General features: G+C 74.2%; 24 protein-coding genes. 12 read left to right on the top strand and 12 right to left on the bottom strand.

Going from position 1 to position 25,604, the window contains the following annotated elements; all coding sequences use genetic code 11:
• The first annotated feature begins 9 nt into the window (after positions 1 to 9).
• From HT134_RS01255 to HT134_RS01245, 3 genes are read left to right on the top strand one after another with little or no spacing between them, the layout of a single operon-like run.
• On the top strand, positions 10 to 756 hold the full coding sequence (locus tag HT134_RS01255; RefSeq protein ID WP_175598394.1) for a sugar isomerase domain-containing protein: 747 nt from the start codon (positions 10 to 12) through the stop codon (positions 754 to 756).
• On the top strand, positions 753 to 1,781 hold the full coding sequence (locus tag HT134_RS01250) for a hypothetical protein (protein ID WP_175598393.1): 1,029 nt from the start codon (positions 753 to 755) through the stop codon (positions 1,779 to 1,781). Before HT134_RS01255 ends, HT134_RS01250 begins: the two co-directional genes overlap by 4 nt.
• Entirely contained in the window at positions 1,778 to 2,746 is a 969-nt protein-coding gene (locus HT134_RS01245) for a BadF/BadG/BcrA/BcrD ATPase family protein (protein WP_175598392.1), read from the top strand. Before HT134_RS01250 ends, HT134_RS01245 begins: the two co-directional genes overlap by 4 nt.
• An 8-nt stretch (positions 2,747 to 2,754) precedes the next feature.
• On the opposite strand, the gene HT134_RS01240 is transcribed toward HT134_RS01245, so the two are convergent.
• On the bottom strand, positions 2,755 to 4,332 hold the full coding sequence (locus tag HT134_RS01240; RefSeq protein ID WP_217707131.1) for an MFS transporter: 1,578 nt from the start codon (positions 4,330 to 4,332) through the stop codon (positions 2,755 to 2,757).
• A 115-nt stretch (positions 4,333 to 4,447) separates the two neighbouring features.
• On the opposite strand from HT134_RS01240, the gene HT134_RS01235 reads away from it, so the two are divergent.
• The gene (locus tag HT134_RS01235) at positions 4,448 to 5,068 is read left to right on the top strand and encodes a TetR/AcrR family transcriptional regulator (RefSeq protein WP_175598390.1); all 621 of its coding nucleotides are present in this window, start codon (positions 4,448 to 4,450) and stop codon (positions 5,066 to 5,068) included.
• A gap of 74 nt (positions 5,069 to 5,142) precedes the next feature.
• Here HT134_RS01235 and HT134_RS47480 read toward each other — a convergent pair whose 3' ends face one another.
• The 3 genes from HT134_RS47480 to HT134_RS01220 form a co-directional block, all read right to left on the bottom strand.
• The gene (locus tag HT134_RS47480; protein WP_175598389.1) at positions 5,143 to 5,724 is read right to left on the bottom strand and encodes a TetR/AcrR family transcriptional regulator; all 582 of its coding nucleotides are present in this window, start codon (positions 5,722 to 5,724) and stop codon (positions 5,143 to 5,145) included.
• A 244-nt stretch (positions 5,725 to 5,968) separates the two neighbouring features.
• A complete protein-coding gene (locus HT134_RS01225) occupies positions 5,969 to 7,204 on the bottom strand; it encodes an MFS transporter (RefSeq protein WP_175598388.1) in 1,236 nt (411 codons plus the stop codon).
• A 66-nt stretch (positions 7,205 to 7,270) separates the two neighbouring features.
• On the bottom strand, positions 7,271 to 8,374 hold the full coding sequence (locus HT134_RS01220; protein WP_175598387.1) for an SAM-dependent methyltransferase: 1,104 nt from the start codon (positions 8,372 to 8,374) through the stop codon (positions 7,271 to 7,273).
• A gap of 194 nt (positions 8,375 to 8,568) precedes the next feature.
• Here HT134_RS01220 and HT134_RS01215 point away from each other — a divergent pair, with 194 nt between their 5' ends.
• Positions 8,569 to 10,041 carry a hypothetical protein gene (locus HT134_RS01215; RefSeq protein ID WP_175598386.1) on the top strand — a complete coding sequence of 491 codons (1,473 nt, stop codon included), beginning with the start codon at positions 8,569 to 8,571 and terminating at the stop codon, positions 10,039 to 10,041.
• Positions 10,042 to 10,075: 34 nt separating this feature from the next.
• Here the strand turns inward: HT134_RS01215 and HT134_RS01210 are convergent, their stop codons facing one another.
• Positions 10,076 to 11,011 carry a TetR/AcrR family transcriptional regulator C-terminal domain-containing protein gene (locus HT134_RS01210; RefSeq protein ID WP_175598385.1) on the bottom strand — a complete coding sequence of 312 codons (936 nt, stop codon included), beginning with the start codon at positions 11,009 to 11,011 and terminating at the stop codon, positions 10,076 to 10,078.
• Between the two features lie 419 nt (positions 11,012 to 11,430).
• Positions 11,431 to 12,066, bottom strand: coding sequence for a TetR/AcrR family transcriptional regulator (locus HT134_RS01205; RefSeq protein WP_175598384.1), 636 nt, complete (start codon positions 12,064 to 12,066; stop codon positions 11,431 to 11,433).
• Between the two features lie 84 nt (positions 12,067 to 12,150).
• Here HT134_RS01205 and HT134_RS01200 point away from each other — a divergent pair, with 84 nt between their 5' ends.
• Positions 12,151 to 12,996, top strand: a complete 846-nt coding sequence (locus tag HT134_RS01200; protein ID WP_175598383.1) for an alpha/beta hydrolase family protein — start codon at positions 12,151 to 12,153, stop codon at positions 12,994 to 12,996.
• A gap of 256 nt (positions 12,997 to 13,252) precedes the next feature.
• Here the strand turns inward: HT134_RS01200 and HT134_RS01195 are convergent, their stop codons facing one another.
• Positions 13,253 to 13,768: a MarR family winged helix-turn-helix transcriptional regulator gene (locus tag HT134_RS01195; protein ID WP_175598382.1), complete on the bottom strand. Its 516-nt coding sequence runs from the start codon at positions 13,766 to 13,768 to the stop codon at positions 13,253 to 13,255.
• Between the two features lie 453 nt (positions 13,769 to 14,221).
• Here HT134_RS01195 and HT134_RS01190 point away from each other — a divergent pair, with 453 nt between their 5' ends.
• Positions 14,222 to 14,989 (top strand): hypothetical protein, encoded by a 768-nt coding sequence (locus HT134_RS01190; RefSeq protein ID WP_175598381.1) that lies wholly within the window; start codon positions 14,222 to 14,224, stop codon positions 14,987 to 14,989.
• Between the two features lie 214 nt (positions 14,990 to 15,203).
• Here HT134_RS01190 and HT134_RS01185 read toward each other — a convergent pair whose 3' ends face one another.
• From HT134_RS01185 to HT134_RS01175, 3 genes are all read right to left on the bottom strand, one after another.
• Positions 15,204 to 16,562: a S41 family peptidase gene (locus HT134_RS01185; protein ID WP_175598380.1), complete on the bottom strand. Its 1,359-nt coding sequence runs from the start codon at positions 16,560 to 16,562 to the stop codon at positions 15,204 to 15,206.
• Positions 16,563 to 17,199: 637 nt separating this feature from the next.
• Positions 17,200 to 17,859, bottom strand: a complete 660-nt coding sequence (locus HT134_RS01180; protein WP_175598379.1) for a response regulator — start codon at positions 17,857 to 17,859, stop codon at positions 17,200 to 17,202.
• Positions 17,856 to 19,529: a sensor histidine kinase gene (locus HT134_RS01175; protein WP_217707130.1), complete on the bottom strand. Its 1,674-nt coding sequence runs from the start codon at positions 19,527 to 19,529 to the stop codon at positions 17,856 to 17,858. The genes HT134_RS01180 and HT134_RS01175 overlap by 4 nt, the downstream gene beginning before the upstream one ends.
• 725 nt (positions 19,530 to 20,254) lie before the next feature.
• Here HT134_RS01175 and HT134_RS01170 point away from each other — a divergent pair.
• Together HT134_RS01170 and HT134_RS01165 are read left to right on the top strand one after the other, a co-directional pair.
• A complete protein-coding gene (locus HT134_RS01170) occupies positions 20,255 to 21,640 on the top strand; it encodes an FAD-binding oxidoreductase (RefSeq protein WP_312887910.1) in 1,386 nt (461 codons plus the stop codon).
• 119 nt (positions 21,641 to 21,759) lie between these two features.
• On the top strand, positions 21,760 to 22,857 hold the full coding sequence (locus HT134_RS01165; protein ID WP_175598378.1) for a carboxymuconolactone decarboxylase family protein: 1,098 nt from the start codon (positions 21,760 to 21,762) through the stop codon (positions 22,855 to 22,857).
• A 181-nt stretch (positions 22,858 to 23,038) separates the two neighbouring features.
• Here HT134_RS01165 and HT134_RS01160 read toward each other — a convergent pair whose 3' ends face one another.
• Both HT134_RS01160 and HT134_RS01155 read right to left on the bottom strand, forming a co-directional pair.
• Complete coding sequence (locus HT134_RS01160; protein ID WP_175598377.1) at positions 23,039 to 23,233, bottom strand: DUF4236 domain-containing protein; 195 nt, start codon at positions 23,231 to 23,233, stop codon at positions 23,039 to 23,041.
• 82 nt (positions 23,234 to 23,315) lie between these two features.
• Positions 23,316 to 23,519, bottom strand: a complete 204-nt coding sequence (locus tag HT134_RS01155) for a DUF4236 domain-containing protein (RefSeq protein WP_175598376.1) — start codon at positions 23,517 to 23,519, stop codon at positions 23,316 to 23,318.
• A gap of 242 nt (positions 23,520 to 23,761) precedes the next feature.
• Here HT134_RS01155 and HT134_RS01150 point away from each other — a divergent pair, with 242 nt between their 5' ends.
• The 3 genes from HT134_RS01150 to HT134_RS01140 all read left to right on the top strand — a co-directional run bounded on the left by HT134_RS01150 (position 23,762) and on the right by HT134_RS01140 (position 25,586).
• Positions 23,762 to 24,118 (top strand): hypothetical protein, encoded by a 357-nt coding sequence (locus tag HT134_RS01150; RefSeq protein WP_175598375.1) that lies wholly within the window; start codon positions 23,762 to 23,764, stop codon positions 24,116 to 24,118.
• Positions 24,115 to 24,591, top strand: a complete 477-nt coding sequence (locus HT134_RS01145) for a hypothetical protein (RefSeq protein WP_175598374.1) — start codon at positions 24,115 to 24,117, stop codon at positions 24,589 to 24,591. Before HT134_RS01150 ends, HT134_RS01145 begins: the two co-directional genes overlap by 4 nt.
• 131 nt (positions 24,592 to 24,722) lie before the next feature.
• A complete protein-coding gene (locus HT134_RS01140; protein ID WP_175598373.1) occupies positions 24,723 to 25,586 on the top strand; it encodes an SMP-30/gluconolactonase/LRE family protein in 864 nt (287 codons plus the stop codon).
• Positions 25,587 to 25,604 lie beyond the last annotated feature (18 nt).

The raw sequence follows: 25,604 nt of genomic DNA, 5'->3' as shown, positions 1-25,604 counted from the left end.
GAACAATTCATGGATCTTGTGATGGCCTTCGCCGACGAGGCGCGCTCCCGCCTGGACCGGCTGATGACCGGCCAGCTGCCCGCCATCAGGCAGGCGGGGGTGCTGATCGCCGACAGCGTGCGCGCCGGGGGCGTCGTCCACGCCTACGGGACCGGGCACTCCGAGGCGGTGGCGCTGGAGGTGGCGGGCCGGGCCGGCGGCCTGATCCCGACCAACCGGCTCACCCTGCGCGACCCGGTGGTGCTGGGCTCGGCCGACCCCGCCGGGTTCGACCCGCTGGCCGAGCGCGACCCGCGCACCGCGCACGAGGTGCTGGCCCTGCACACGATCGAGAAGTCCGACGCCTTCGTCATCGCCTCCAACTCGGGCGGCAACGGCTCCACCGTGGAGATGGCCCGGCTGGTCAAGGAGCGCGGCCTGCCGCTGATCGCGATCACCTCCCTGGAGCACTCCGGCGCCATCACCTCGCGCCATCCGTCGGGGGAGCGGCTGTTCGAGCTGGCGGACATCGTCATCGACAACCTCGCCCCGTACGGCGACGCCGTCCTGACCACCGAGCACGGCGCCGTCTGCGGCATCTCCTCGATCACCTCGGCGCTGGCCGTGCAGCTCATGGTCGCCGAGGCGATCGGCCTGCTGCTGGCCGATGGAACGGTCCCTCCCGTCTACCTGTCGGCCAACATCCCCGGCTCCGACGAGCGCAACGACGCCCTCGTGGCCCGCTACGCCGGGCGGATCAGGACCGGCGCGCTGTGACCCTGACGATCGCCGCCTTCTGGCCGCCGCCGCCCCACGAGACGACGGCCGCCCGCTACCGGGAGATCGCCGACGCCGGCATCGACCTGGTCATCACCGGCAACTACCTCAACGACCGGGTCATCCTGCGGCACGCGCTGGCCTGCGCCGAGGAGGCGGGGCTCGGCGTGCTCGTCGCCTCGGACCCGCGCGTGGACGTCGTCATGCGCGAGCTGGACGTGGACCCCGCGCCGCTGATCGGCCGGGTCGTGGAGGACTACCGCCCGTTCCGCTCCTTCCGCGGCCTCAGCCTCATGGACGAGCCGCACGCCGGGCAGTTCCCGAGGGTGGCGGCCGGGGTCGCCGCCGTGCGCGCGGCCGGCGCCCTCGCCTACGCCAACCTCTTCCCCAGCCACGCCACGGACGGCCCCTACGACGCCTACGTCGGGGAGTTCACCCGGCTCGTCCGTCCCGACGTGCTGTCCTTCGACCGCTACCCGTTCCTCGCCGACGGCTTCGACGAGGGCTACCTCGCCGACCTGGCGACGGTGCGCGAGCACGCCCGCCGGGCCGGCCTGCCCGCCTGGATGTACGTGCAGACGCTCGCCTACGACGGGCACCGCGAGCCGACGGCCGCCGAGCTGGCCTGGCAGGTCAACACCGCCCTGGCCTACGGCTACACCGGCATCCAGTACTTCACCTACTGGACGCCCGACCCCGCCCGCGGCGAGGGCTTCCGGTCCGCGCTCATCGACGGGGCCGGCGTGCCGACCGAGCGCTACGGCATGGTGCGCGACCTCAACACCCGCTGGCTGCGCCCGGTCGCGGCCGAGCTGTCCGGCTGGACGTCGGTCGAGCGGACCGGCGACGTCCTGGTGGGCCGTTACGGCGAGCGCCGGCTGTTCGTCTGCAACGCCCGCCACGACGAGCCGGCCGAGGTCACGCTCGACGGGATCGGCGCCGCCTTCGACCCGGCGACGGGCGCCTACGAGCCCTGCGGCACGACCTTCACGCTCGCGCCCGGCGCGGCGCGGCTCGTCCGGTGACCCTCTTCGCCGGCGTGGACGCCGGCGGCACCACCACCCGGGCCGCCGTCCACGCGGCGGACGGGACCAGGCTCGGGTACGGCACCGCGGGCCCGGGCAACCCGGCCGCGCACGGCGCCGCTGCGGCCCGGGCGGCCATCGAGCAGGCCCTGCGCCGGGCGCTCGACGGCCTGGACCCGGCGCTGGTGGCCGCCTCGGTGGCGGGGGTGGCGGGCGCGGACGACGGCTTCGCGGAGGTGCTGCGGCGCGTGTGGGCCTCGTGCGGCGTCGCCGCACCGCCCCGGATGGTGGGTGACGTGGACGTCGCCTACGCGGCCGGCACCGCGGAGCCCTCCGGGACGCTGCTGCTCGCCGGGACCGGGGCGGCGGCCGCCCGCTTCTCCGGCCGCGCCGTCACCGCCGTGGCCGACGGACTCGGCTGGCTGCTCGGCGACGAGGGCGGCGGGTTCTGGATCGGCCGGGCCGGGGTGCGCGCCGCGGTCCACGAGCTGGACCGCGGCCGGTCGTCCGGGCCGCTGGTGGAGCTGGTCTGCGCGCACTTCGGCGTGACCTCCGGCGCCGACGCGACCAGCGGGGTGACGGGGGAGGCGCGGCGGCGCGCCGACCGCGTCGTGCGGCTGGCGCAGGCCGACCGGACGCTGGTGGCCGCCGCGTCGCCGCTCGTGGCCGAGGCCGCGGCGGCCGGGGACGCCCGCGCGGCGCGGATCGTCGGCGAGGCAGCCCGGCGGCTGGCGGCGACGGCGGGCCGGGTGCTCGGCCCGGGACCGGTCGTGCTGGCGGGCGGCGTGCTGGCCGCCGACGGCCCGGTGCGGACGGCGGTCACGGCGCTGCTGGCCGGGCACGAGGTGCTCACCGCGCGGGACGGCGCGGGCGGGGCGAGCTGGCTGGCCGCCCTGGACCGGCTGGGCGACGCCGGCGCGCACGCGCGCTTCACGGCGGGAAGCCGGGCCGCCTCGGCGGGCTGATCGCCTGGTCAAGCGACCTCGGTGGGCAGCGGGGAATCCTCGTGCGACCGCTGCGACCGCTGCGACCGCTGCGACGCAGGCGACGGGGGCGACGGGGGCGATGCCGGCGAAGCTGCCGATGCCGGCGATGCGGCGACGTCCGCGCGCGGCTTGGCCAGCGCGACGGCGATGGCCACCGCCCCGGCCGCGCACACGGCGGCCGTCCCGTACAGCGCGACGTGCAGGGCGTGGGTGAACCCGGCGGCCAGCGCGGCGGGGTCGCCGCCGGACAGGTCCCCCGCGCCCACCTGGGCGGCCAGGGCGGGCGAGCCGACGCGGGCGCCGATCAGGCTGACCAGGACCGCGCCGAACACGGCGATGACGATGGCCTCGCTCCCGATGCGCATCGTGTTGAGGAACCCGGTGGCCATGCCGGCGCGCTCGGGCCCGACCAGGCTCATGGCCGCCCCGTCGCCGACGCCGAACGACACCCCGGCGCCCAGGCCGATCAGCAGCAGCGGCCCGGCGATGACGGCGACGGGGGTGGACGGGCCGATCACGGTGAGCCACGCGTTGCCGGCGGCGAACATCGCCAGCGACGCCGTGATGAGCACGCGGGCCGACACGCCTCGGTTGACCAGGCCCCCGGCCAGCGGCGGGGCCAGCAGTACCGGTCCGGTCATCAGCAGCAGCACCGTCCCGGCGCGCTGGGCGGACATGCCGCCCGCGCCCACCAGATAGGTGGGCAGGTAGGTCAGCAGCGTCACGAAGCCGAAGGTGGTCACCACCGGCACCATGCACAGCGCCAGGAACCGGCGGTTCCTCATCAGCGACAGGTCCAGCAGCGGGTCGGCCGAGCGCGCCTGCAGGGCGACGAACGCCACGAGCAGCCCCGCCCCGGCGGTCAGCAGCGCAAGCACGGCCGGGCTCGACCACCCCCAGTCGGGGCCCTGCACCGCGCCCAGGACCAGGGCGCCCAGCCCGGCGACGAACACCACCGCACCCGTCGTGTCCAGCCGGGGACGGCGCGGGGCCCGGGACTCGGCGACGGCTGCGACCCCGGCCAGCGCCACCATCACCAAGGCCGCATGCAGGCCGAAGGTGGAGCGCCAGCCCAGCGCGCTGACCAGCCAGCCCGCCAGCGTCGGCCCGGCCGCCAGACCGAGCCCGGCGGCGCTGCCCAGCGCCGCGAAGGCGCGCGTCCGAGCGGCTCCGTCGAAGGTGGTGGCCAGGATCGCGCCGCCGCTGGCGAACACCCCGGCCGAGCCGATGCCGGACACGGCGCGGGCGACGTCCAGCAGGGCGATGCCGGGAGCGGCCGCCGCCGCCAGCGAGCCGACGGCGAACGTCCCCGCGCCGACCGCGAAGGTCCGGCGGCGGCCCACCAGGTCCGCCGTGGACCCGGCGACCAGCATGAACGAGGCGAACGTCAGGTTGTAGGCGTTCATGACCCATTGCAGCGGGGCGCCGGCGGCGTGCAGGTCGGTGCCGATGCCGGGCAACGCGACGGCCGCTCCGGAGATGGACATCGGCACGGTGACGAAGGCCAGCAGCACCACTGCGAGGGTGATCGCCGGACGGGAACGTCCGGAAGGGGCGGTTGTCACGGGTTCGGGCTCCTTCAAGATCGCTTGACGGCCATAATCCGCCATCAAGGCGACAGTGCCACTCGGTGGCATAAGTTGTCAAAGAGCAAGAGCCTTCGAGTGGTAGCCTCGGGACGTGAGTGATGACCTGCGCGACCTGCCGCTACGCGAACGCAAGAAGCTGCGCACGCGCCGGGCCCTGGCCGAGACCGCTCTCCGCCTGTTCACCGAAGACGGCTACGACGCCACCACGCTCGACGATCTGTGCGACGCCGTGGAGGTGTCCAAACGCACGTTCTTCCGCAACTACCGCTCCAAGGAGGACGTCGCGCTCGCCGCCGACAGCGAGCTGTGGTCCGCCTATCTGGACCGCGTGGCCGCCCAGGAGCTGACCGGCCCGCTGATCGAGGCCCTGCGCACCACGCTGGTCACCACCCTGGGGGACATGGACCTCGACTGGGATCGCCGCTTCCTGGCCGCCCGCGAACTGTCGGAAGCCGTTCCCGCCCTGCAGGCGCACAGCCTCGGGTACTGCCAGGACACCACCCGGGCCCTGGTCGCGGCGGTGAGCGACCGTTCCGGAGGTGACGTCGCCGAGGTGCGCGCCCGGCTCACCGTGGAGATCTTCGTGGCCGCCTGGCGGACGGCTTCCCTGCGCTGGACGGCTCGTCGCGGCAGCGGCGGGCGCGACGCCTTGGTGGCGCTGGTTCAGGAGACGTTCGCCGAGATCCCCGCCGCGCTGGCCTCCTGCGCCTGACAACGCGTGGGACGCGTCCGGCGTCACTCCGCGTCGGGCGTCACTCCGCGTCGGGCGTCACTCCGCGTCGGGCGTCACTCCGCGTCCGGGGGACGGCCCGCGCCGGTGACGCTCTCGCGCTCGGCCGCGTCCAGGACAAGGCGGGCGGTGGTGGCGAGCGTGCCGGGGTCGGCGGGGCGGCCCAGGACGAGCGCCTGGTGGAAGAGCGGCCCGAGGGCGGCGTCGAGCAGGCGGCCGGTGAGCCGCTCGTCCACCGGCCGGCCCGTGTGCCGGGCGAGCAGCGCGCCCAGCCCCGCCAGGTCGCGTTCGCGCTGCTCGCGCAGGAACCCGTCGCGCAGCTTGGCGGCGGTCTCCGGGTCGAGCTGGGCGTGCCCGACGAGCGCCAGCAGCACCCGGCCGGCCGGCTCCTGGAGGAACGCCGCCACCCGGCCGAGCTGGTCCGTCAGCTCCTCCTCCGGCGAGGCCGGCGACGAGCCGGGACGCCAGGCGAGCGGCCGCTCGGCGTCGTCGGCGAGCGTGTCGAGCAGGATGTCCACCTTGGACTTCCACCAGCGGTAGATCGTCTGCTTGGCCACCCCGGCGCGGGCGGCGATGCCCTCCATCGTCACGCCGGAGAATCCGCGCTCGACCAGCAGGTCGTCGGCCGCGTCGAGCACGGCCCGCCGGATGCTCTCGCTGCGTTTCGGCCCGGTGCGGCTGACGACGGCCTCCCGGCGCGGGACGGCCCCGCCGTCCCGGCCGGCGCCGACGGTCGCTCGTCCTTCCGTGCTGATGGCCGCTCCTCCTTCCGCGCGGGCGCGTCCTGCGTGTACCCGTGGTCCTGCCTGTACCCGTGGTCCTGCGTGTACGCGTGGGTCCTGCGTGCACGCGTGGGTCACCGATTGTGGCACGCCGCCCGGGTCAGGCGCGCCGGGCCGCCCCTCGGCTCCCGAGCAGGCTCAGCAGGACGACGAGCGCCAGCACGGCGACCACGGCACTGAAGATCTCCCCGGCCGGGCGCAGGCCCGTCAGCCGGATCATCACCCCCACCCCGACGGCGGGCACGGCCAGCATCGCGTACAGGATCACGAAGAACGTCGACACCGACGCGCCCCGGTGGTCCGGCGCGGCGCGCGTGGTGAGGACGGTGATGCCGTACCCCAGGGCCATGCCGGTGGCCAGCCCGTTCACGGCCGCCCCGGCCAGCAACGCCGGCAGGGACGTGGCCGCCATGGCCAGCGCGATCAGCCCCGCGCCGGCGACCAGGCCCCCGCAGGCGAGCGGGAGCGCCCGGTCCGGCCGGACGACCCGGTTGAGGAGCTGTCCGGCGGCGGTGCACAGGAACGCGGTGCACACCACCGCCCCCGTCAGCGTGTGGCTCGGCAGCCGCAGCACCCCCGACAGGAACACGCCGGTCACGGCGGTGAGCACCCCCAGCACCGCGAACCCCGCCCCGGTGGCCATCGCCGAGCGCAGGAAGTCGCCGCGGATCTCGGCCGGCACGTGCGGGCGCTGCAGGCGCAGGGACGGGCGCGAGCGGTGCGGGGCGGTCTCCGGCACCGACGCGACGCCGGCCAGCGCGAGCAGCGCCAGCGCGCCGATGACCGCCCACGCTGTGCGCAGCGGCGCCGGCGCCAGGTCGGCCAGGATCCCGGCCAGCAGCGTGCCGCCGGCCAGGCCGCCCATGTTGGCGAACAGCACGACCGTGGCCGGGCGGACCCGGCCGTCCGGCGGCATGGCCTCGGCCAGCGCGACCGTGGCGGCGCCCGTCACGAGGGCCGCCGACAGTCCCGAGACGACCCGGGCGCCGAGCATGACCGTGAGGTCGCCGGCCAGCAGGAAGGCCACGGCCGCGACGATCGCCAGCAGAGTGGCGACCATGAGCACCGGCCGCCGGCCGATCTCGTCGGACAGCCGCCCGAACAGCAGCAGCCCGGCGACGACGCCGAAGGCGTAGACCGCGAAGACGACGGTCACGGTGAACGGCCCGAAGCCGAAGGCGTGCTCGTACAGGGGATAGAGCGGTGTGGGCGCGGTCGTGCCGGCCATGGTGGCCCAGAACGTGAACGCCAGGATCGCGGGCGCGAGGACCCGGGCCCGCCGGGACGGCGGGGTCACCTGGCGGGCCTCCAGGCCCTGGCGCGGGGGATGGCGCATGGATGTTCCTTCCGAGAGGTTCGGGACGACGCGCCAAAGACTAGACGCAACGTCGCGTCTAATCAATCAGGGGTCCAGCCGGTACAGGCGGAAGAAGTCGTTGTCCACCGGCAGCACCGAGCAGCGGGCGAACCCGGCCTCCTCCGCGTACCTGCGGACCGTGCCGGCGCGCATGACGGTGCCCGTGGCGGCGGAGGGGAACTCGACGAGCTGCGCGGGCAGGCAGTGCGTGACGCTCCAGCCGTACATCATCCGCTCGACCTTGTCGCCCGGCGCCGTGAACCGGTCGGACACCCGCTCGTCCACCACCAGCACGGCCCCGCCGGGCGCGAGCGCGGCGCGGGCCGAGCGCAGCGCCTCCACCGGCCGCGACAGGTCGTGCAGCACCTCCAGGATCATCACCAGGTCGTACGGGCCCGCCGCGACGATCCGGCACGCGTCCGCCTGCTCCATCCGCACCCGGTCACCCAGCCCGGCCCGCTCGGCCGCGGCGCGCGCGTCGGCGACGGAGGAGGCGTCGGCGTCGAGCCCGTCCACGCAGACGTTCGGGAACGCGCGGGCGATCGCCAGCGCGGCCCAGCCCTGGCCGCACCCGACGTCGGCCACGCGCGACCGGGGGGCCTCGCGCAGGCGGGCGGCGATGTCCGGCATGGCGGCCAGCCAGGCGTCCGGCAGCTCATGGGTGAAGGCCGGCCGGTTGATGTGGCCCTGCCCGTGGCGGAACGCGCGCCCGTACGACTCGTAGGGCACCCCCGCCCCCGTGCGGTACGCCTCGGCCACCTCGGCGATCACACCCCCGATCCCGGCCAGCATGTGCGCGAACGGCGCCACGTGCGCGGGGTCGTCGGCGTCCACGAGCACGCGGGCGTGCGCGGCCGGCAGCCGGTAGCGCCGCTCACCGGCCGGCTCGCCGGGGTCGGTCTCCACGAGAGCGGCGACGGCCTGCTGCTCCAGCCACTCGGACACGTAGCGGGGCGCGGTCCCGGTGCGCTGGGCCAGCTCAGCCGCGGTCAGCGGGCCCTGCTCGTGCAGGACGCGGTAGAAGCCCAGCTCGGCGCCCAGGTAGACGGAGAACAGCTCCAGGGCGCCGAGCGTGTCGTCGAACAGCCGCTCGGTCAGCAGCTCCGCGAGCTGCGCGTCCTCGGGCACGTGGATGTTGGAGGTGTCCATGGTGTCCCCCCGGCACGACACGGAACGGCGCCGTCCCATGACGCCGCGAGCCCCCTCCACCCACGCTAGACGGCGCCCCCGGCCCCACCCGCGTCCCCTCCCCGCTTATGCGCGGCGTCATGGGCGCGCATCCGTTGGGGCAAGTCCTGTCGGCGGGCCCGCGCCCCGAACCCCGCGGGGGCTAGGAAAGGCCCATGGATGTACGGGCGTGGGTGCGGGCCGACCCCTGGCGGGCGCTGCTGTTGCTGGTGGCCGCCGGATACGGGATCGCCCAGCTGGTCGCGGTGGGCCCAGGCATGGGGCTGGGGTGGGACGAGGTGGTGTACGTCAGCCAGGTGGACCCCCGCGTGAGCGCGACGGAGTTCATCGCGCCCCGCGCCCGCGGGATCACCCTGCTCGTGGCCCCGGTGGTGCTGGTGACCTCCTCCACGGAGGCGCTGCGCGTCTGCCTGAGCGTGCTGTCGGCGCTGGCGCTGTACGCGTCGTTCGCCACCTGGCTGCGGCTGCGCCCGGGCGCCGTGGCGCCGCTGGCGGCGTCGGTCTTCGCGTCGCTGTGGCTGGCGCTGTTCTACGGCGGCGCGGCCATGCCGAACCTGTGGGTGGCGCTGGGAGCGGTGGCCGCCACCGGCCACTTCCTGCGCCACGTGCGAGGCGACGCGGGGCGCGGCCGCCTGGTGGGTCTGGCGCTGTGCGTCGCGGGGACCGCCCTGATGCGGCCGCCCGACAGCCTCTGGCTCGTCCTTCCGCTCGGCCTGGCCCTGGTCCGGCGGGGGTGGCCGTGGCGCGGAGCCGCCGTCGCGCTCGTCGCCGGGTGCGCCGCCGGATGGGCGGAGTGGGTCGCCGAGGCGTACTGGCGGTTCGGCGGCCTGGCCGCGCGCTGGGCGGCCGCCGGGGCGGCGAACGAGACCGGGCCGCACTTCTCGCTGGCCGACCACGCGCGGGCGCTGGACGGCCCGCTGCTCTGCCGGCCGCCCGCCCACTGCGGTCCGGCCGTGACGCCCTGGGTGCTGTGGTGGAGCGCCGTCCCGCTGCTCGTCCTGCTCGGCCTGTACGCGGCCCGGCGTCAGGGCCGCCTGCCGGAGGCCCTGGTGCCGGCCCTGGCTGGGGTGTCGGCGGCGGTGCCGTACATCTTCCTCGTCGGATACGCGGCCCCGCGCTTCCTGCTGCCCGCGTACGCGCTGCTGGCCTTCCCCGTCGCGCACGGCGCCGTCGCGCTGCTGGAGGGAGCCCGGCGCGCCCCGGCGCGCCGGGCCGGCGCCTGCCTGGTCGCCGCGGGTTTCCTCGCGCACCTGACCCTGCAGGGGGCCACGCTGGACAAGGTGGTCGCACCTCGGCTGGCCCGCAGGGAGGCCGACGTGCGGGCCGCCCGGGCGCTGGAGGCGCTGGGCGTGCGCGGGCCGTGTCTGGTGTACGGCCAGAACGCGGTGACGATCGCGTACCGCATGGGCTGCACGGGGCACACGGTCCTGAGCTGGCAGCGGGAGAACGGGTTCCCCGCGGCGGTGCGCGATGCCGAGGCCCGGGGCGAGCGGGTGGCCGCCGTGGCCCGGGGCCGGGGGGCGCCGTTCCTGCTGGCCTGGGAACGGCGGCCGCTGGAGGGCGTCCGGCCCGGACGGTGGTACGCGTACCTCCCGCGCGCGACACCGCAGGCGGCGCCTGGGAGGTGAGGGCGCCCGGGCGGCGCCGAGCCCGTCGGCGGCCTCAGGCGGGGTCGGGGGCGGTGTCGAGCCCGCCGGCTGTGGCAGGCGGGTTCAGGACGGAGTCGAGCCCGGCGAGGATGAGGCCGAGGCCCGCCTCGAACATCCTGCGCGCTTCCTGCTCCATGTACGGCTCGCCCGGCGCCGGCCCCTCCACCGGCCCTTCCACCGGCCTCTCCATGGGCCTCTCCACCGGGCCCTCCACCGGAGACTCCGGCGGCGTGCTCTCCAGCCAGGCCACCGCGGGGAACCGCGCCGCGAAGTCCGGCGCCACCTCGGCCAGCAGGCCCGCCCGGTCACGCCACCACCGCTCGTCCGTCACCCCGGTCGCGGCCTCGGCCTGCCGCGCCTCGGCGATCGTGCCCGCCGCCCCCCGTACGAACGCGAACAGGGTGCCCACCACGTGCCGCACCGGGCCCGGCCCGAGGTCGGCGCCGCGCAGCAGACCGAGCAGCGTCTCGAGCATCGCGTACTCGTTCGGGCCGAGCACCGGCCGCGCCTGCGACACCTGGAGCATCCACGGATGCCGCAGGTACAGCGCCCACAGGTCCCGGGCCCACGCCGTCACGGCCGCCCGCCGCCCCGCCGCGAGGTCGTAACCGTCCGGCAGCTCGGCCAGCGCCTGGTCGTACATGAGGTCGAGCAACTCGCCCTTGCTCGGCACGTACGTGTACAGGGCCATGGCGGTGCGCCCCAGCCGCTCGCCCACGGCCCGCATGGACAGCGCCGCCATGCCCTCGGCGTCGGCGACCTCGATCGCCGCGGCCACGATCGCGTCCACGCTCAGGCCCGGCTTAGGGCCCGGCCGACCGCGCGTCTCGCCGCGCGTCTCGCCGCGCGTCTCGGGCGTGTCCCGGCGCGCGTGCCCCGGCTCGGCCGCGCCGCGCCAGAGCAACGCCATGGACCGCCGCGCGTCGCCCTGCCCGGCGAACACCACCACGCCGCCCACCTCACCTATCGCCGTCCCGCAGATCTCCGTACGGCATAAGGATATGAGGATCGAGCCGACCGGACGGCCCCGCGACGGGCGCCCCCGCGACCGGCTGCCCGCGATCGGCGGCCCCGCGATGGCGGTCATGCAGGCGGCGGGTCACGCGGGTATCGGGTCACGCGGGCACGCGCCGCTTCACCACGCGCCTTCCTCGACCACGCCCCGCCGGCCACACGCGGGCAACCCCACGTCGCCCCGCGCGGGCAACGCCACGTCAAGCCGTGCGGGGGCCACACCGCGTCGATCCGTGCAGGCCACGCCACGTCAAGCCGCGTGCGTAACACCGCGTCAACCAGCGCCGCGCCCAACCTCCGCCGTGGGGCCGTCACCCCGCGTCGGCCGCCCGAGCCACGTGCGGCCGAGGCCCTTCAGCGAGCGGTGGCCGTCTTCCGGGCCGAGCCCGCTTCCGGGCCCCGCCCTCCTGCGGCCGAGGCCCGGAGGAGGGCGAGAGCGGCCTCCCGGACCTGCCGGCCGGTGCCGTCCACACCGTGCAGGTCGGCCACCACGGCGGCGCCCTCCATGAGCACCAGGATCTGCCGCGCCAGCACGCCCGGCTCGGCGGCTCCCGCGCGGGCGGCGATGCCGGAGAGCAACTCCAGATGGCGGTCCATGTGGCGCGCCGCCACCTCCCGGGCGGCGCCCTCGTGGTGCTGCACGGCGGCGTTCACGATCGCGCAACCGCGGAACCCCGGCTCGGCGTACCACCCGGCGAGCGCGTCGAACACGGCGCCCAGCTGGTCGGCGGGCTCCGGACCCGCCGCCGCGGCGGCCTCGCGCAGCCAGCGCGTCACCCGGTCGCTGCGGGCCTCCAGCGTGGCCCGCACCAGCCCCTCCTTGGAGCCGAAGTGGCGGTACAGCGTCTCCTTCGACACACCGGCACGGGCGCAGAGCCCGGCCACGCCGACCCCGTCGAGTCCCTGCTCGTACAGCACCTCGGTCGCCACCTGCAGGATCTGCTCGCGGGTGCGCGCCGGGTCCAGTGTGACGCCTTTGTCGACTGGCATGAGTCCGATGGTACCGATCGGTTCGATGTCCTGCTACCGTGCATCTTCGTACCGATCGGTTCGATCTCTTGGAGGCGTACGCGCATGACGCCGGACCCCCTCGTCACCGACCCCGCCGCCGACCTGCGGCCCCTCGCCACGACCCCGGCCATCACCTTCACCAGCGGCGGCGAGACGCTCCTCGGCGTGCTGCACGTGCCCGCCGGGCCGGGACCGCACCCGGTCGTGCTGCTGCTGCACGGGTTCCCCGGCATGGAGCGCAACTTCGACGTGGCACAGGCGCTGCGCCGCGCCGGGTACGCGACGCTCGTGTTCCACTACCGCGGCTCGTGGGGGATGGGCGGGTCGTGGTCGTGGCGGCACGTGCTGGAGGACAGCGCCGCCGCCGTCGCCGCCCTGCGCGAGCCCGGCCTCGCCGCGGCCCACCGGTTGGACCCGTCGCGGCTGGTGATCGCCGGGCACAGTCTGGGCGGGTTCGCGGCGCTGATGACGGCCGCGGCCGACCCGTCGGTCGCCGCCGCCGCCTCGTGGGCGGGGTTCGACTTCGGCGCGGTCGCCGCCGCCGTCCGCGAGGACCCGGGAAAGCGGGTCACGTACGTGGAGGCGTTCGGCGAGGACCTGCTCCCGCTGTGCGGTACCGGCGGCGAGGCGCTGACCGCCGAGATGGAGGAGGCGGGGGAGCAGTGGCGGCTGGCCCGGCTGGCACCGCGGTTCGAGGGGCGGCCGGTGCTGCTGATCGGCACCAGCCGCGACGTGGTCACCCCGCACACACTCCACCACGAGCCGCTCGCCGCCGCCTTCCGCGCCCGGCCGTCCGGTGCGCTGGAGGAGGACGTCTTCGCGACCGACCACGCCCTGTCGGACCACCGGGTGGCGCTCACCCGCACCCTGCTGTCCTTCCTGGACCGGCACGTGGGGACGGCCGGCTGAGGCGGCGCCCATCGGCGGGAACGGGGCTCCGGCGCGGCGGGCTGAGGCGCGCCTCGGGGGATCCTTGGGGGAAGGCATCACCCGAACGGCGCACCCGCCAGGCTCGGGAAGCTGACCCCCCGAGACCATGAGCCTGTGCCCCGGCGGCGCGCTTCTGAGAGGTTGGGGGGCGGAGCGCCACGTGGCGGCGCGCACTCCGGAACGTGCCCAGGCCCCGTGCGTCATGCACGCCGCTCCTCCCCGCACGAACCCAGGCTCAGTCTCCGGCGAGTCCGCCCGTCGCGAGCATGGAGCGCAGGATCCGGCCGAGCGTCTCGGTGTCTCCGGGGCCGACGCCGGAGGCCGGCCGGGCCAGCTTGGCGGCGTGGTCGGCGAGCGCGGCGTCGATCACCCGCCGTCCCTCGGGGGTCAGAGTGACGCGGAAGCTGCTCCGGCCGGCCGGGTCGAGGCTCCGCTCGACCAGTTCGGCCGCCTCCAGGCGGTCCAGCCGGTTGGTCATGCCGGCCCGCGACATCATCAGCACCGCCGGCAGTTCCGACGGAATCCCCGTGTACGGCGGCCCGGACCGGCGCAGCGCCGCCAGCACGTCGAACTCGCCGGGACACAGCCCGTGGCGGGTGAACACCTCGTCCACGGACGCCTCGACCACCCGCGCCGCCTCGGCGAGCCGCCCGAAGACGCCCATGGGGGACAGGTCGAGATCGGGCCGCTCCCGCCGCCACTGCTCCAGGATCACGTCGATCGCGTCCCGCACACCGTCCTGGTCACTCATGGTGCCCGATCCTGAGACGTACCGGAGCACCCCGAACGATCTTGACGTGAGCGCCCTGACGGCGCGGTCCCGGCGCTCCGCACCACCCGGCTGAGCCTGCGCCGTCCAGCAGAGACGCGACGCCGAGGCGATCCTGACGATCACGGCGATCCGCTCCCATCCCGCGACACACGCCCACACCAGCAGCAGACGCACTCGCGGACCGCGCTGCGGCGAGTGCCCCTAAAGCTGGTCCTGACCCGAGTCGAACGCCTCGACTGCTGCCCAGGCCACCACGGGTTCGCCTCGCTCCACGTGGCCATGCGATCCGCCCTGATGCCGCGCGCCCAGGAGCCGCCCGCCAGGAGCTGACGGCCGTTGTCCGACACCGGCCAACGGCCCCTCGGCGTATTGCCGTCCAGTCGTACGAGTGAAAGCGTCGGCGCATCGACGGAGAGTGCCTAGGAGATCACCATGAGCGAGAACCCCTCCCACTCCGCCAACCCGCGCATGGAGCGGATGATCCGCGTCCAGGCGGCGATCGAGAAGACCCGGATGGCCACGGCCAAGCTCTGGAACCCCTGGGAGACCGTCGTGGAGAAAGGCGTCGAGATCAACAAGATCAAAGCGGCGGCCGGTGGCGGCCAGGTGCCCGAGACGATCCCGCCGAGCCGGAGCTTCACCGACTACGGCGCGCTCAAGCTGAGACTGCTCGCCAAGTCGGTCGACATCGAGACGCCCACCGCGCAGAACTTCGCGAACATAGCCCTGAAGCTCAAGGACAAGTACATAGAGGTAGGACGCACCAACTACCGCACGCTGGACAGCGCGAACTGCACGCTGTTCGCCTGCTGCGTGTTGGGCATGCTGGCCGACGACCCCCATCTGCTCGGACGTGGTGTGAAGGTCGAGCTCTTCAACCTGGTCGAGTCCACCGGAGCGAGCGGCCACGCCTACGTCGTGGTCGGCCGCGCCGACTGCGATCCGCAGGACGTCGACAGCTACGGCCCCGACTGCTTCTTCATCGACGTCTGGTACGCCCGGCAGCGCCGCACCGAACCGGGCACCCGGTCGGTGAAGGCGGCCACCCCGGACGGCGCCGCGGGGTTCTGGGACGAGCCGTTCATCAACGACCTCATCAAGAGCGAGGGCTTACGGAAGAAGGGCGTCACGGTGAGCCTCGTCCCCAAACTGCTGTTCACCAGCGACGACCTCCCCACCTTCGGCCTCAGCAAGTACTGACGCTCCGAGATGGCGGGCGAGGGGCCAAGAGCTCCCAGCCGCTCACCTCGCAGCCGGGGTGGCGTTGTGACCTCGAGATGACGGGTGGCCGGGATGACTGCGACCCCAGGAGAGGACGGCGGGCCGGACAGCGAGGCATCGGAATGAGAAGGGGACGGCCCGGATGGTGGGACCTGCGAACGGGACCGCGGCTCGAATGGACCGGGCTGTGACCTCAGGACGTGAGGGCAGCCCGGATCGCGGGATCGTCCGTCGCGTGGCCGGGCCCGTCCGAGCGGATCAGCACATCCACCGGAATGCCGCTGTTCTCAACGCAATGACCCGTCCTGTCGTACGTCAGCGCCGTGCTGACCGTCAGCACCCAGTCCGGGAGCAGGCGTAGGGAGCGGGCACGCCCGCTGCCGCCCCCGCTGGGCCGCCCGATCACGGTGACATGCTCCAGGCCCTGGAGGCCGAGCAGGAAGTCCTCGCTGGAGGAGTAGGTCAAGGGATCGGTGAGGACGACGAGCCGGCCAGGCCAGCGGCGCTCCGAGGACGGCTCGCCGTGAAGGGCGACCCGGGGCCCGAGCCCTCCCCTTCCATCGGTGTACTGGATCCAACCGAGATGGGTGGCCTTGCGCAGGAATCTGTCTCTGGCGCCGGTGGCGAGCATGAGGTTGCCGCCGACGTTGCCGCGCAGGTCCAGGACCAGGCGATCGCAGCCATCCAGCTCGGCCAGTGCGGCGTCGAAGCCCTCAGCCACCTGACCCTGCCAGATCTTGAGCCGTACGTAGCCGGTGTCCGAGGTGAGCCGCCGCCACTCGATCAACTCAACCGGGTCGCATCGACCGTCCTCCGTCCACTCCGCCCCGGCGACCTTCACACTGGTCGCCTCGTGCACCGACAGGAGGCGGCGTCCCGCGACCAGCTCGAGCATGTGGCGCGGGGCCGCGGTGCGTGACCGGCAGTCCTCGATCAGCCGGACCAGCTCGGGTCCGCTCGCCCCGTCGAGGCCGACGATCCGCTGACCAGGGCGTACCCCGGCCTCAAAAGCCGCCGTCCCGGCGGGGACGCGGACGAACCAGGCGGCCCCCTCGCGGACGGACACCACGTAAGGCAGTGGGGTGGGACGTGCGGCCGGCTCGATCTTGGTGTGCGCGTCCTGGAGGCGAGCCATCCAACGCTGTGCGGCCGCGAGCGGATCGGACGCCTCCACGACACCGTTCGCGTGCTCCTCGCAGATCTCCGGCCAGTCGAGTCCGCGCAGCTCAAGCCCAGGGAAGGCGGAGCCCACCTCGGCGATCGTCCTGTCGACCGCGTCCCGCACGTCGCGGCACGTCTCGTCCACCTCGCGAGCCGAGCGGCTGCGGGCCATCGTGTGAACCAGCTGGAAGGTGCGCATCAGCCCGCCCGCGTCCGCCGCTCGTGACGTCAGCACCCTTTCCTGCGGGCTCCAGTCCAGTACGGCGGGGCCGTCGTGGGCCGGGTCGATGACGAGCTCCCAACGGGCGCCCTCGACGGGTCCAGGTCCGCGAATGTCGAGGGAGGCGCCGAAGACGGCTTCGAACTCCGCGATCGACGCCCGGAACAACATGGAGTCACCACCCAGGCTCGGATCGGAGGCAGGAAGGACCACAGGAATGCACTCGCTGCCGAAGTCCGGGAAAGTCACGACCGCAATCTAGGGCAGCCGAGAAACGACGATCCCCTGGAAACGAACGAACTTGCTCCTCCGCTCCCCGAGGGAGTCACTTCTCGTCCCCGGCCGCAGGAGTCACTCGAGGAAGCCGGACAAGGCCACGACCAAGCCCTGCCCCGCCCCTCCGAGATCCGCGGGAGAGGGGAAGGGCGGGAGAGCAGGAGGGCAGGAGGGCAGGAGAGCGCAAAGCCGCGAGGCCGAATAGGGACGGCGGGAGAGTTGAAGGTCGGAGGTGAGGGGGACGGCGGAAGCCTGGGAGAGGGAGAAGCCGGGAGGCCGAATAGGAGGGCGGGGAGAGCCGAAGGTCGAAGGCGAGGGGGATGGCGGAAGGTTGGGAGAGGGAGAAGCCGGAGCTCGAAAGGGGACGGCGAGGGAGCGGGTGCTCCGTTCGCGCACGCACGCGGGGCTGGCACGCATCGTCATCGCCCACACGCGGGCCGGCCTCACATGGGCTGGTCGGAGGGCCCGCCGCCAGCCGCCAGCGGGTCAGGGGCAGCGGGGTGTCACGTGGGCGGGTCAGCCGGTCGAGGGGTCAGCGGGAGCGCGGGGTCACCAGACCTGTCTCGTACGCGAGTACGACCAGTTGGGCGCGGTCGCGGGCGTGGAGCTTCGTCATGGCGCGGCTGACGTGGGTCTTGGCGGTGGTCGGGCTGATCACCATGTGGGCCGCGATCTCGTCGTTGGACATGCCACGGGCCACCAGGGCCGTCACCTCCCGCTCCCGGTTCGTCAGCACCTCCAGGCCCACCGGCGACGGCTCAGGGCGGTGGGACACGTACTCCGAGATCAGGCGTCTGGTGATCGAGGGCGACAGGAGGGCGTCTCCGCGTGCGGCGATCCGCACGCCCTGGAGCAGGTCGGCGGGCTCGGTGTCCTTCACCAGGAAACCGCCGGCCCCGGCGCGCAGGGCGTCGAACACGTACTGGTCCAGGCCGTAGTTGGTCAGGATCACCACGTGCACGCCGCTCAGCCGATCGTCGGCGGCGATGCGCCGGGTCGCCTCGATGCCGTCCATCACGGGCATCTGCACGTCGACGAGCGCCACATCGGGAAGGTGTTCCAGCGCCAGGGCCACCGCCTGTTCGCCGTTCGCCGCCTCGGCCACCACCTCGATGTCGTCCTCGGCGTTGAGGAGGGCGCTGAAGCCGGCCCGGATCAGTGCCTGGTCGTCAGCGAGCAGTACGCGGATCATGACGCGTCTCCCAAGGAGACGGTCGGCTGCGGCTCCTCGCCGGAAGGCGGCATCGCTGAGGTCTTGTCCGAAGGGCTGTCCGAGGTCGGCCCCGAGTCCCACCCCGAGGCCGGCCCCGGGGTGGGACTCGGGGTAGTGTCCGCGGTCTTGTCAGCAGGCAGGTCGGAGGGCTTGCCGGAGCTCTTGGTTGTGGTCACTGCAGCGGCTTTGGTCTTGGTCTTGGTCGGTGGCTTGTCTGTGGAGCTGGTGGACGTCTTGCCTGAGGGTCTGGTCGAGGCACTGGTCGACGTCTTGCTTGAGGTTCTCGCGGACGTCCTGGCTGGGCTTTTCCTCGAGGACCTGGCTGGGGTTGCGTCCGAGGTCGTCTCTGGGGATGTGGCTGGGGACGTGTCCGATGTCGTCTCCGGGGACGTGGCTGGGGTTGTGTCCGGCGTCGTCTCTGGGGACGTGGTCGAGGGTTCGTACGAGGTGCTGCCTGAGGTGGGGGCCGGTGGTTGCTCTGAGGTCAGGGCCTCTGGCTTCGTGGGCTTGGGGTGGGCAGTGGGGGAGGGGGAGCCCGTCAGAGGAAGCTCGGCCTGGACGGTGAAGCCGCCGCCCTGGCGGGGCTCCGCTCGGAGGTGGCCCCCGAGGCCCGTGACGCGTTCGCGCATGCCGCGCAGGCCGACGCCCGGCACCGGAGGGGTCGCCAGGGAGCCCCGGCCGTCGTCGTCCACCTGCACGAGCAGCGTCTCGTCGGAGTACCGGAGGCGGACCGAGGCCGTCGCTGGGCCCGCGTGGCGGGCGACGTTGGTGAGCGCCTCCTGGACGATGCGGTACGCCGCCCGGTCGGCCTCGGCCGGCAGTGGACGCCGGTCGCCCTCGATCGTCACGCTCGTGGGCAGACCGGCCGCCCGGGCGCGGCCCACCAGGTCGTCGAGCCGGTCCAGGCCCGTGGCCGGAGGGTCGTCGGCCGAGTCGCGCAGCACCTCCAGCGTCGCGCGCAGCTCCCGCATCGCCTCGCGGCTGGCCTCCTGGATCGCCAGCAAGGCCGCCGGAACCTCCTCGCCGCGCTTGCGTGCCAGATGGACGGCCACCCCGGCCTGCACCTTGATGATGGAGATGCTGTGGGTGAGCGAGTCGTGCAGCTCCCTGGCGATGCGCAGGCGCTCCTCGCCGGCCCGCCGCAGCGCCGCCTCCTCGCGGGTGCGCTCGGCCTCGGCGGCCCGGTGCTCGGCCTCGTCGAGATAGGCGCGCCAGCCCCGGCTCGCGCTGCCCGCCACCGCCGCCGCCAGGAACCAGCCGACCATGAGGACCGTGCGCTCAGCCAGCGGCTGGAGCGGCTGCCCCGCCGCCTCGGCGATGCCGACCGCGAAACTGCCGCCCAGGAACGCGACCGCGCCCAACGCCGCGGTCAGCCGGTGGCCGCTCCTGACCGTCTCGAACATCGCCACCAGCACCGGGAACGCCGCCGCCGGGCCCGGGTTGGAGGTGACGACGAAGACCAGCATGAACACCGTGGCCACCGCCAGCGCGACCTGCGGCGCGGTCCGCCAGACGACCAGCCCGAGCGAGCCTGCCAGGACGGCGAGGTGGGCGAGAAGACCCGTGCCGGGGGTCACCAGGGCGCCGGCCTCCAGCAGGACGGCGACCACGAGGGCGAGCGCCAGGTCGGGCGTGCGGACGAGCTTCATGGATGAACAGTAGAGGGTGGGGGTGGGGGGTCTCGTCGGCTCCAGGTCTGATCTGGGATGTACTCCCAGGGTTGTAGGGGGCGGGTGGCGTACGTCGGGCCTGGTAGGCGGAGGTGTCTTCGCCCGCAGGACGACTGGGGAGGGGGCGGGGGCTGAGGATCGGCGGCATGATCTCCGCGTTTGATGACGAAACGTTCGAGCCGCCGTCGCCGTCGCCGTCGCCGTCCCGAGAAAACGGGATCGGCGTGGCCTCGTCCGGCCCTGCCTCGTCCCGCCCTGCCCCGCGCCGCATTGCCGCGCCTGATCCTGCCTCACCTGATGCTGCCTCACCTGATGCTGCCTCGCCCGATGCGCCCTCGCCCGGTGCGCCTTCGCTCGATGCGGCCTCGTCTGGCGCGGTCATCCTCGAGGATGCTGCTTCCCTCGGCGCGGTCTCCGCCGGCCTGGGCCACGCTGCCGCCCGGGGTGACGTCTCCTCTGATCTGGGCCATAACGCCGTGACCGGGGGCGAGGTCCGTACGGCTCCTGGCCATGCTGCCGCCCGGGGTGAGGTCTCTTCCGATCTGGGCCATAACGCCGCGGCCGAGGGCGAGGTCCGTACGGCCCCTGGCCACGCTGCTGCCCGGGGTGAGGTCTCTTCCGACCTGGGCCGTAACGCCGCGGCCGAGGGCGAGGTCCGTACGGCTCATGCCGCCGCCCGTGGTGGGAGCGTCGCCACCCCCGGCGTGACCGCCGCTTCCTTGGGCGAGGCGGCGGATCGGCTGCAGGGGGCGTTCGGGGAGCGGTTGCATCTGCCGGGCGAGGCCGGGTACGACGTCCACCGGCCCGCGTGGAACCTCGCCATCGACCCGCGGCCCGCCGTCGTCGCCGAGGCGGCGAGCGCCGGGGACGTGCGGGCCGCCGTCGTCGTGGCGCGTGAGCACGGGCTGCCCCTGACCGTCCAGTCCACCGGGCACGGCACCCACGTGCCGGCCGACGGCGGGTTGCTGCTCAAGACCGGACGACTGGGCGGCGTGCGGGTCGACCCCGAGCGCCGCACGGCCCGCGCCGGGGCGGGCGCGCGCTGGTCCGACGTGATCGCCGCCGCGGCGCCGCACGGTCTCGCGCCGCTGTCCGGCACGCCCGCCATCGGCGTGGCCGGCTACACGCTCGGCGGTGGCGCGGGCTGGCTGTCCCGCCTGTACGGCTACGCGGCCGACTCCCTGACCAGGGCCGAACTCGTCACCGCCGCCGGAGAGCCGGTCACGGCGAGCAGGAGCGAGAACCCCGACCTGTTCTGGGCGTTGCGCGGCGGCGGCGGCAACTTCGGCGTCGTGACCGCGCTGGAGTTCCGTCTGTACCCGGTCCGGGAGGTGTACGCCGGGATGACGTTCCACTCCGTCGAACGGGCGGCCGCGACGCTGGCCCGCTACCGCGAGTGGGCCCCGGCCGCCCCCGACGAGCTGAACACCTCGGTCATCCTCATGCGCAGACCCGGCGACACCGGCGGATGGGGGCTCGCCGTCCGCGGCTTCTACGCCGGCGACGCGGAACGGGGACGGAAGCTGCTGGCTCCGCTGCTGGAGGCGGCTGGGCCGGTCCTGGCGGGCGGGTTCGAGGCCATGACGTTCGGTGAGGCGGCCACGGTGTTCGGCGGCCCCGAACCGGCGCCCATGGCGCTCGGGCAGCACCTCGAACTGCTGCCCGAGCTCTCCGACGGCGCCGTGGAAGCGGTGACGGGCACCGTCGCCACCACGCTCACTGCCGTGGAGGTACGCCACTGGGGCGGCGCCATGGCCCGGCCGGAGCCGGACGCGGGGCCGGTGGGGCACCGCGACGTGCCGTACTCCGTGATCGCGACCGTGGTCCCACCGGCGCCCGCGACCCGACCGGACGGCGGTTCGACACCGCCGGGCGCCGCCTCTTCCGGGACGGGTGCCGACGCGCTCCACGACCTGGCCGGCGTCCTCCGTCCGCACGCCACCGGAGGGTCGTTCCTCAACTTCCTCACCGACCCCGCCAGGACCCGCGACGCCTACACCGCGGCCGACCACGCCCGCCTGAGCCAGGTGAAGAAGGTCTGGGACCCCGGCAACCTGCTCGGCCACGTCCACAACATCCCACCGGCCTGAGACGAATCCCAGGCTGAGACGAATCCCCGGCCGAGACGAATCCCCGGCCTCCCGCCGGACCTTCGCCCTGCGACAGACCCCGGCCCGGGACAGCGCGACCCCACGATCGGAGCACACAGATGCCCACACACTTCCGCTACGTCAGCCCCACCCCTGTCGAACACGCCACCGGACGCACCGCCCGTGTCTACGAGCAGATCGCGGCCGGTTTCGGGATGCGCCGCATGCCGGTCTTCATGACCCTGTCGCCGGCCCCCGACGTGCTGGCCGCCACCTGGGCGACCATGCGTGAGTCGCTGCTGGCCGGCGACGTCTCCCGCACAGGCAGGGAGGTCGTCGCGCTCGGCGTGTCCGTGGCCAACCGGTGTCCGTTCTGCGTCGGCGCGCACACCACCCTCCTGCACGCCACCGGAGAGCACCGGCTGGCCGAGACCATCGCCGCCGGCGGCACACCCGACGATCCGGGACACGCGGCCCTCCTGGCCTGGGCCACCGCCACCCGCACGCCCGGGGCGCCCGAGCTGTCCGCGCCCCCGTACCCGCGCGGGCACGCACCCCAGTACATCGGCACGGCGCTGACCTTTCACTTCATCAACCGCATCGCCTCGGCCCTGATCACCGAGGACCTGCTCCCCGGCGGCCTGCAGAGGTCCCGCCTCGTGCGCAGCGCGGGGGGACGGGCCATGGCCCGCACCGTGCGCAGGCGGCTGGCGCCGGGGGAGGGTCTCGCGACGCTGGAAGGGCTGCCGGCCGGACGGGAACCCGGCTGGGCCGCGGGGACGCCGGTCGGCCGCGCGTACGCGACGCTCACCGCGGTCGCGGCGGAGGGGGAGACGCTGCTGTCGCAACGGGCCCGCGCGTTCGTCCGCGAGGCGGTGGTGGCGTCGGACGGGTCGCATCCGCCGCTGGGCGGCTGGCCCGACCTGGGGTCGTTGCCGGCCGGGGACCGCCCGGGCGCCAGGCTCGCGCTGCTCGCCGCGCTGGCGCCGTACCGGGTGACGGACGCCGACGTGTCCGCCTGGCGGGAGAGCAGGACCGTGCCTGCGAGCCCGGGGAGCACGGAGCCAACGGGGAGGACGGGGGCGAGGACCGGGGAGGCGGGAGCGGCGGCGAGTGATGAGGAGCTGGTGCGGCTGGTCGCGTTCGGGGCGATGACCGCGACGGCTCACGCGGAGGCCGCCATCACCGCCGCGACGATCCAGGCGGTCCTCGACTGATCATTAACCCAGGCGGCCCTCGACTGATCATCCACCTCACGGGGCTCGCGTCGCGAGCACGCCTGGTCCCGGCCGACGAGTACGAGAACGCGCCGGCCGACGAGAAGGCCGGGGCCGCCGGTCACATTCGGCGGCCCCGGCCGGGGCTCGTGAGGCGCGCCGCCCGCTCGGGGCGCGCGCCTCAGTCTCTCGCACGGCTGCTCAGCGTCTTGCGCCAGTGGAGTCCGCCCGGCAGGTTCACCGACAGGGTCTTGCGGCCGTCAGCGGTCTTGGTCACCCGGAACAGCCGGTTGCCCCAGCTGTGCCCGACGCCGCGCCGGGACAGGTTCAGCCGCAGCGGCCCCACGTTGATCGACTTCCGGTAGCTCCAGCCCATCGCCGTCCTCCCTGGACTTCCCTTGACTTCAGAGACTTCGGAACGACGACCAGCTACCCGGGAAAAGCGAGATATATCGGGTTTAGTAATGTCCGCGGTAGTGCCGCCCGCCGAACGTCTTGCCGAGGTGGAAGCCGCCGGGCAGCCGCACCGACACGTGCCGGCGGCCGTCGGGGGTGGTCGTGACGTGGAACCGGCGCCCGCCGAAGCTGTGGCTCACGCCGTGCCGTGACAGGTTGACCCGGAACGGCCCGACCTTGATCGACTTGCTGTAGTGCCAGCCCATGTTCCTCCTCCGGCGTAGGCGTCGGCCGGAAGCCGTGTGCGCCGGCCCGACGAGCGGTACCGGGACAACGAGCCGCGGCACCGCCGCGGTTCCCGGCAAACGGGCAAAACGGCAAACCGGCAAAACGGACAGTGGCACATTCTCAGCAGATCTTCATGAAGCGGCGAGAAAGCTTTGAGACAAGCCGGAGAACGTGGGAGTCGACGCAAGAACCCCGTACCGGATGGGCTCACATGACACCCATGAAGATCAAGCTCGTGGCGGCGGCCCTGGTCGCCGGCCTCGCGACGGCGGCCTGCTCCGCGGCCGGGACGGCGAGCGAGCCGGCGCCCGCCGCCACCGCCTCGACAGGCGCCACGGCCGCCACGACGGGCGCCACGGCCGGCAAGGTCTCGGCGAACACGGCCGACGAGTCACAGATCGCCGCCGCGCTCAAGGCCGCCGGCGTGGACAACCCCGAGCGGTGGGCCGAGGAGGTCGTCGAGTACCGCCCGTACGCGGCCGACGACGCCGACCTCACCTCGTTGCGGCAGAACCTCGCCAAGTACAACCCGGGCGAGGACACCGTCAACAAGATCGTATCGGCGCTGACGCCATGACCCTGACCCTGCGCCATGGCCTGCTCGCGGTCGCCGCGATCAGCGTCGGCGGCGCCGCCGCGGAGCTGGCGGCGGAGCGCCACTGGCAGTCGTTGGAGCAGCTCGTCCCGTGGGCCACGCTCGGGGTGCTCGTGCTCGCCCTCGCGGTGTGCGCGTTCGGCCGCTCGCCGCGCGGGGCCGCCGTCGTCCGGACGCTGGCCGTGGTCGTCCTGCTGGCCGCGCTGTTCGGCGTGTACGAGCACGTGTCGGTCAACCTCGCCTCGGGCCCGCTCGACCAGCGGTACGCGGACACGTGGGACACGCTCGGCCCGCTCACCCAGTGGTGGTACGCCCTGTCGAAGACCGTCGGGCCGACGCCGCCCCTCGCGCCCGGCATGCTCGCCCAGAGCGCGCTCCTGCTCGTGCTGGCCACGTTCGCCTCCCCGCAGCGGCCGGGCGTGCCGGAGAGGAGCAGGACGCGGGCGTCCGCGTGAGGTGAGCCCGGCCGTACCGGAGGAGAGCGGCGGGACGCGCGCGCCCGCCTGCCGTGATCCGCGGCGGGTCCGTGGCAGTCTGCCTCTTGGCGGCAACGCGGCGAACGCGGCCGCCCCGAGAGGAGCACGCCATGACCATCGCCGTCGAGCCCGTGACGGGCCCCGTCGCCGAGCACGCCGAAGGACCCGTGTGGTGCGCCCGCTGGGGCGGACTGCGCTGGGTCGACATGCTGGCCGGCGACGTGCTGCACCTGGACGCGGACGGCACCGTGCGCCGCCGCCACGTCGGGACGGTGGCGGCGGCCGTCCGCCCCCGCAGGGCCGGCGGCTACGTGGTGGCGGCCGAACGCGAGCTGCTGCTCGCCGACGCCGACGACCCGGACGCGCCGCTGCGCTCGCTGGGGGAGCAGTGGAGCGACCCGGGGATCCGGATGAACGACGGCGGCTGCGACCCCGAGGGGCGCTTCTACATCGGCACCATGGCCTACGACGAGACGCCCGGCGCCGGCGACCTCTACCTGGCCGAGCCGGACGGGTCGCTGCGCGTGGTGGTGCCCGGGGTGACGATCTCCAACGGGTTCGACTTCAGCCCGGACGGGACGCTGGCCTACTACGCCGACACGGCGACGGGACGGGTGGATGTGTTCGACTACGAACCGGGACGCGGGCTGTGGGAGCGGCGGCCGTTCGTGTCCGTCGACCCGGAGCACGGCGCTCCCGACGGGCTGACCGTGGACGCCGAGGGCGGGGTGTGGGTGGCGCTGTGGGGCGGCGGCGCGGTCCACCGCTACGGCCCGGACGGGACGCTGGAGGCGGTCGTGGAGCTGCCGGTGGTCAACGTGACGGCGGTGACGTTCGGCGGGGAGGGGCTGGACCGGCTGTTCGTCACCAGCTCGGCCCGCGGCGTGGACCGGACCGAGCAGCCGGCCGCCGGATCGGTCTTCACGGCCGATCCGGGCGTCCCCGGCCGCCCGGTCCTCCAGACGACGCTGTGACGACCCGCTGACGACCCG

The organism is Nonomuraea rhodomycinica (assembly GCF_013363995.1).
Lineage (GTDB): Bacteria > Actinomycetota > Actinomycetes > Streptosporangiales > Streptosporangiaceae > Nonomuraea > Nonomuraea rhodomycinica.
This window is presented reverse-complemented; position numbering and strand designations above follow the sequence as displayed.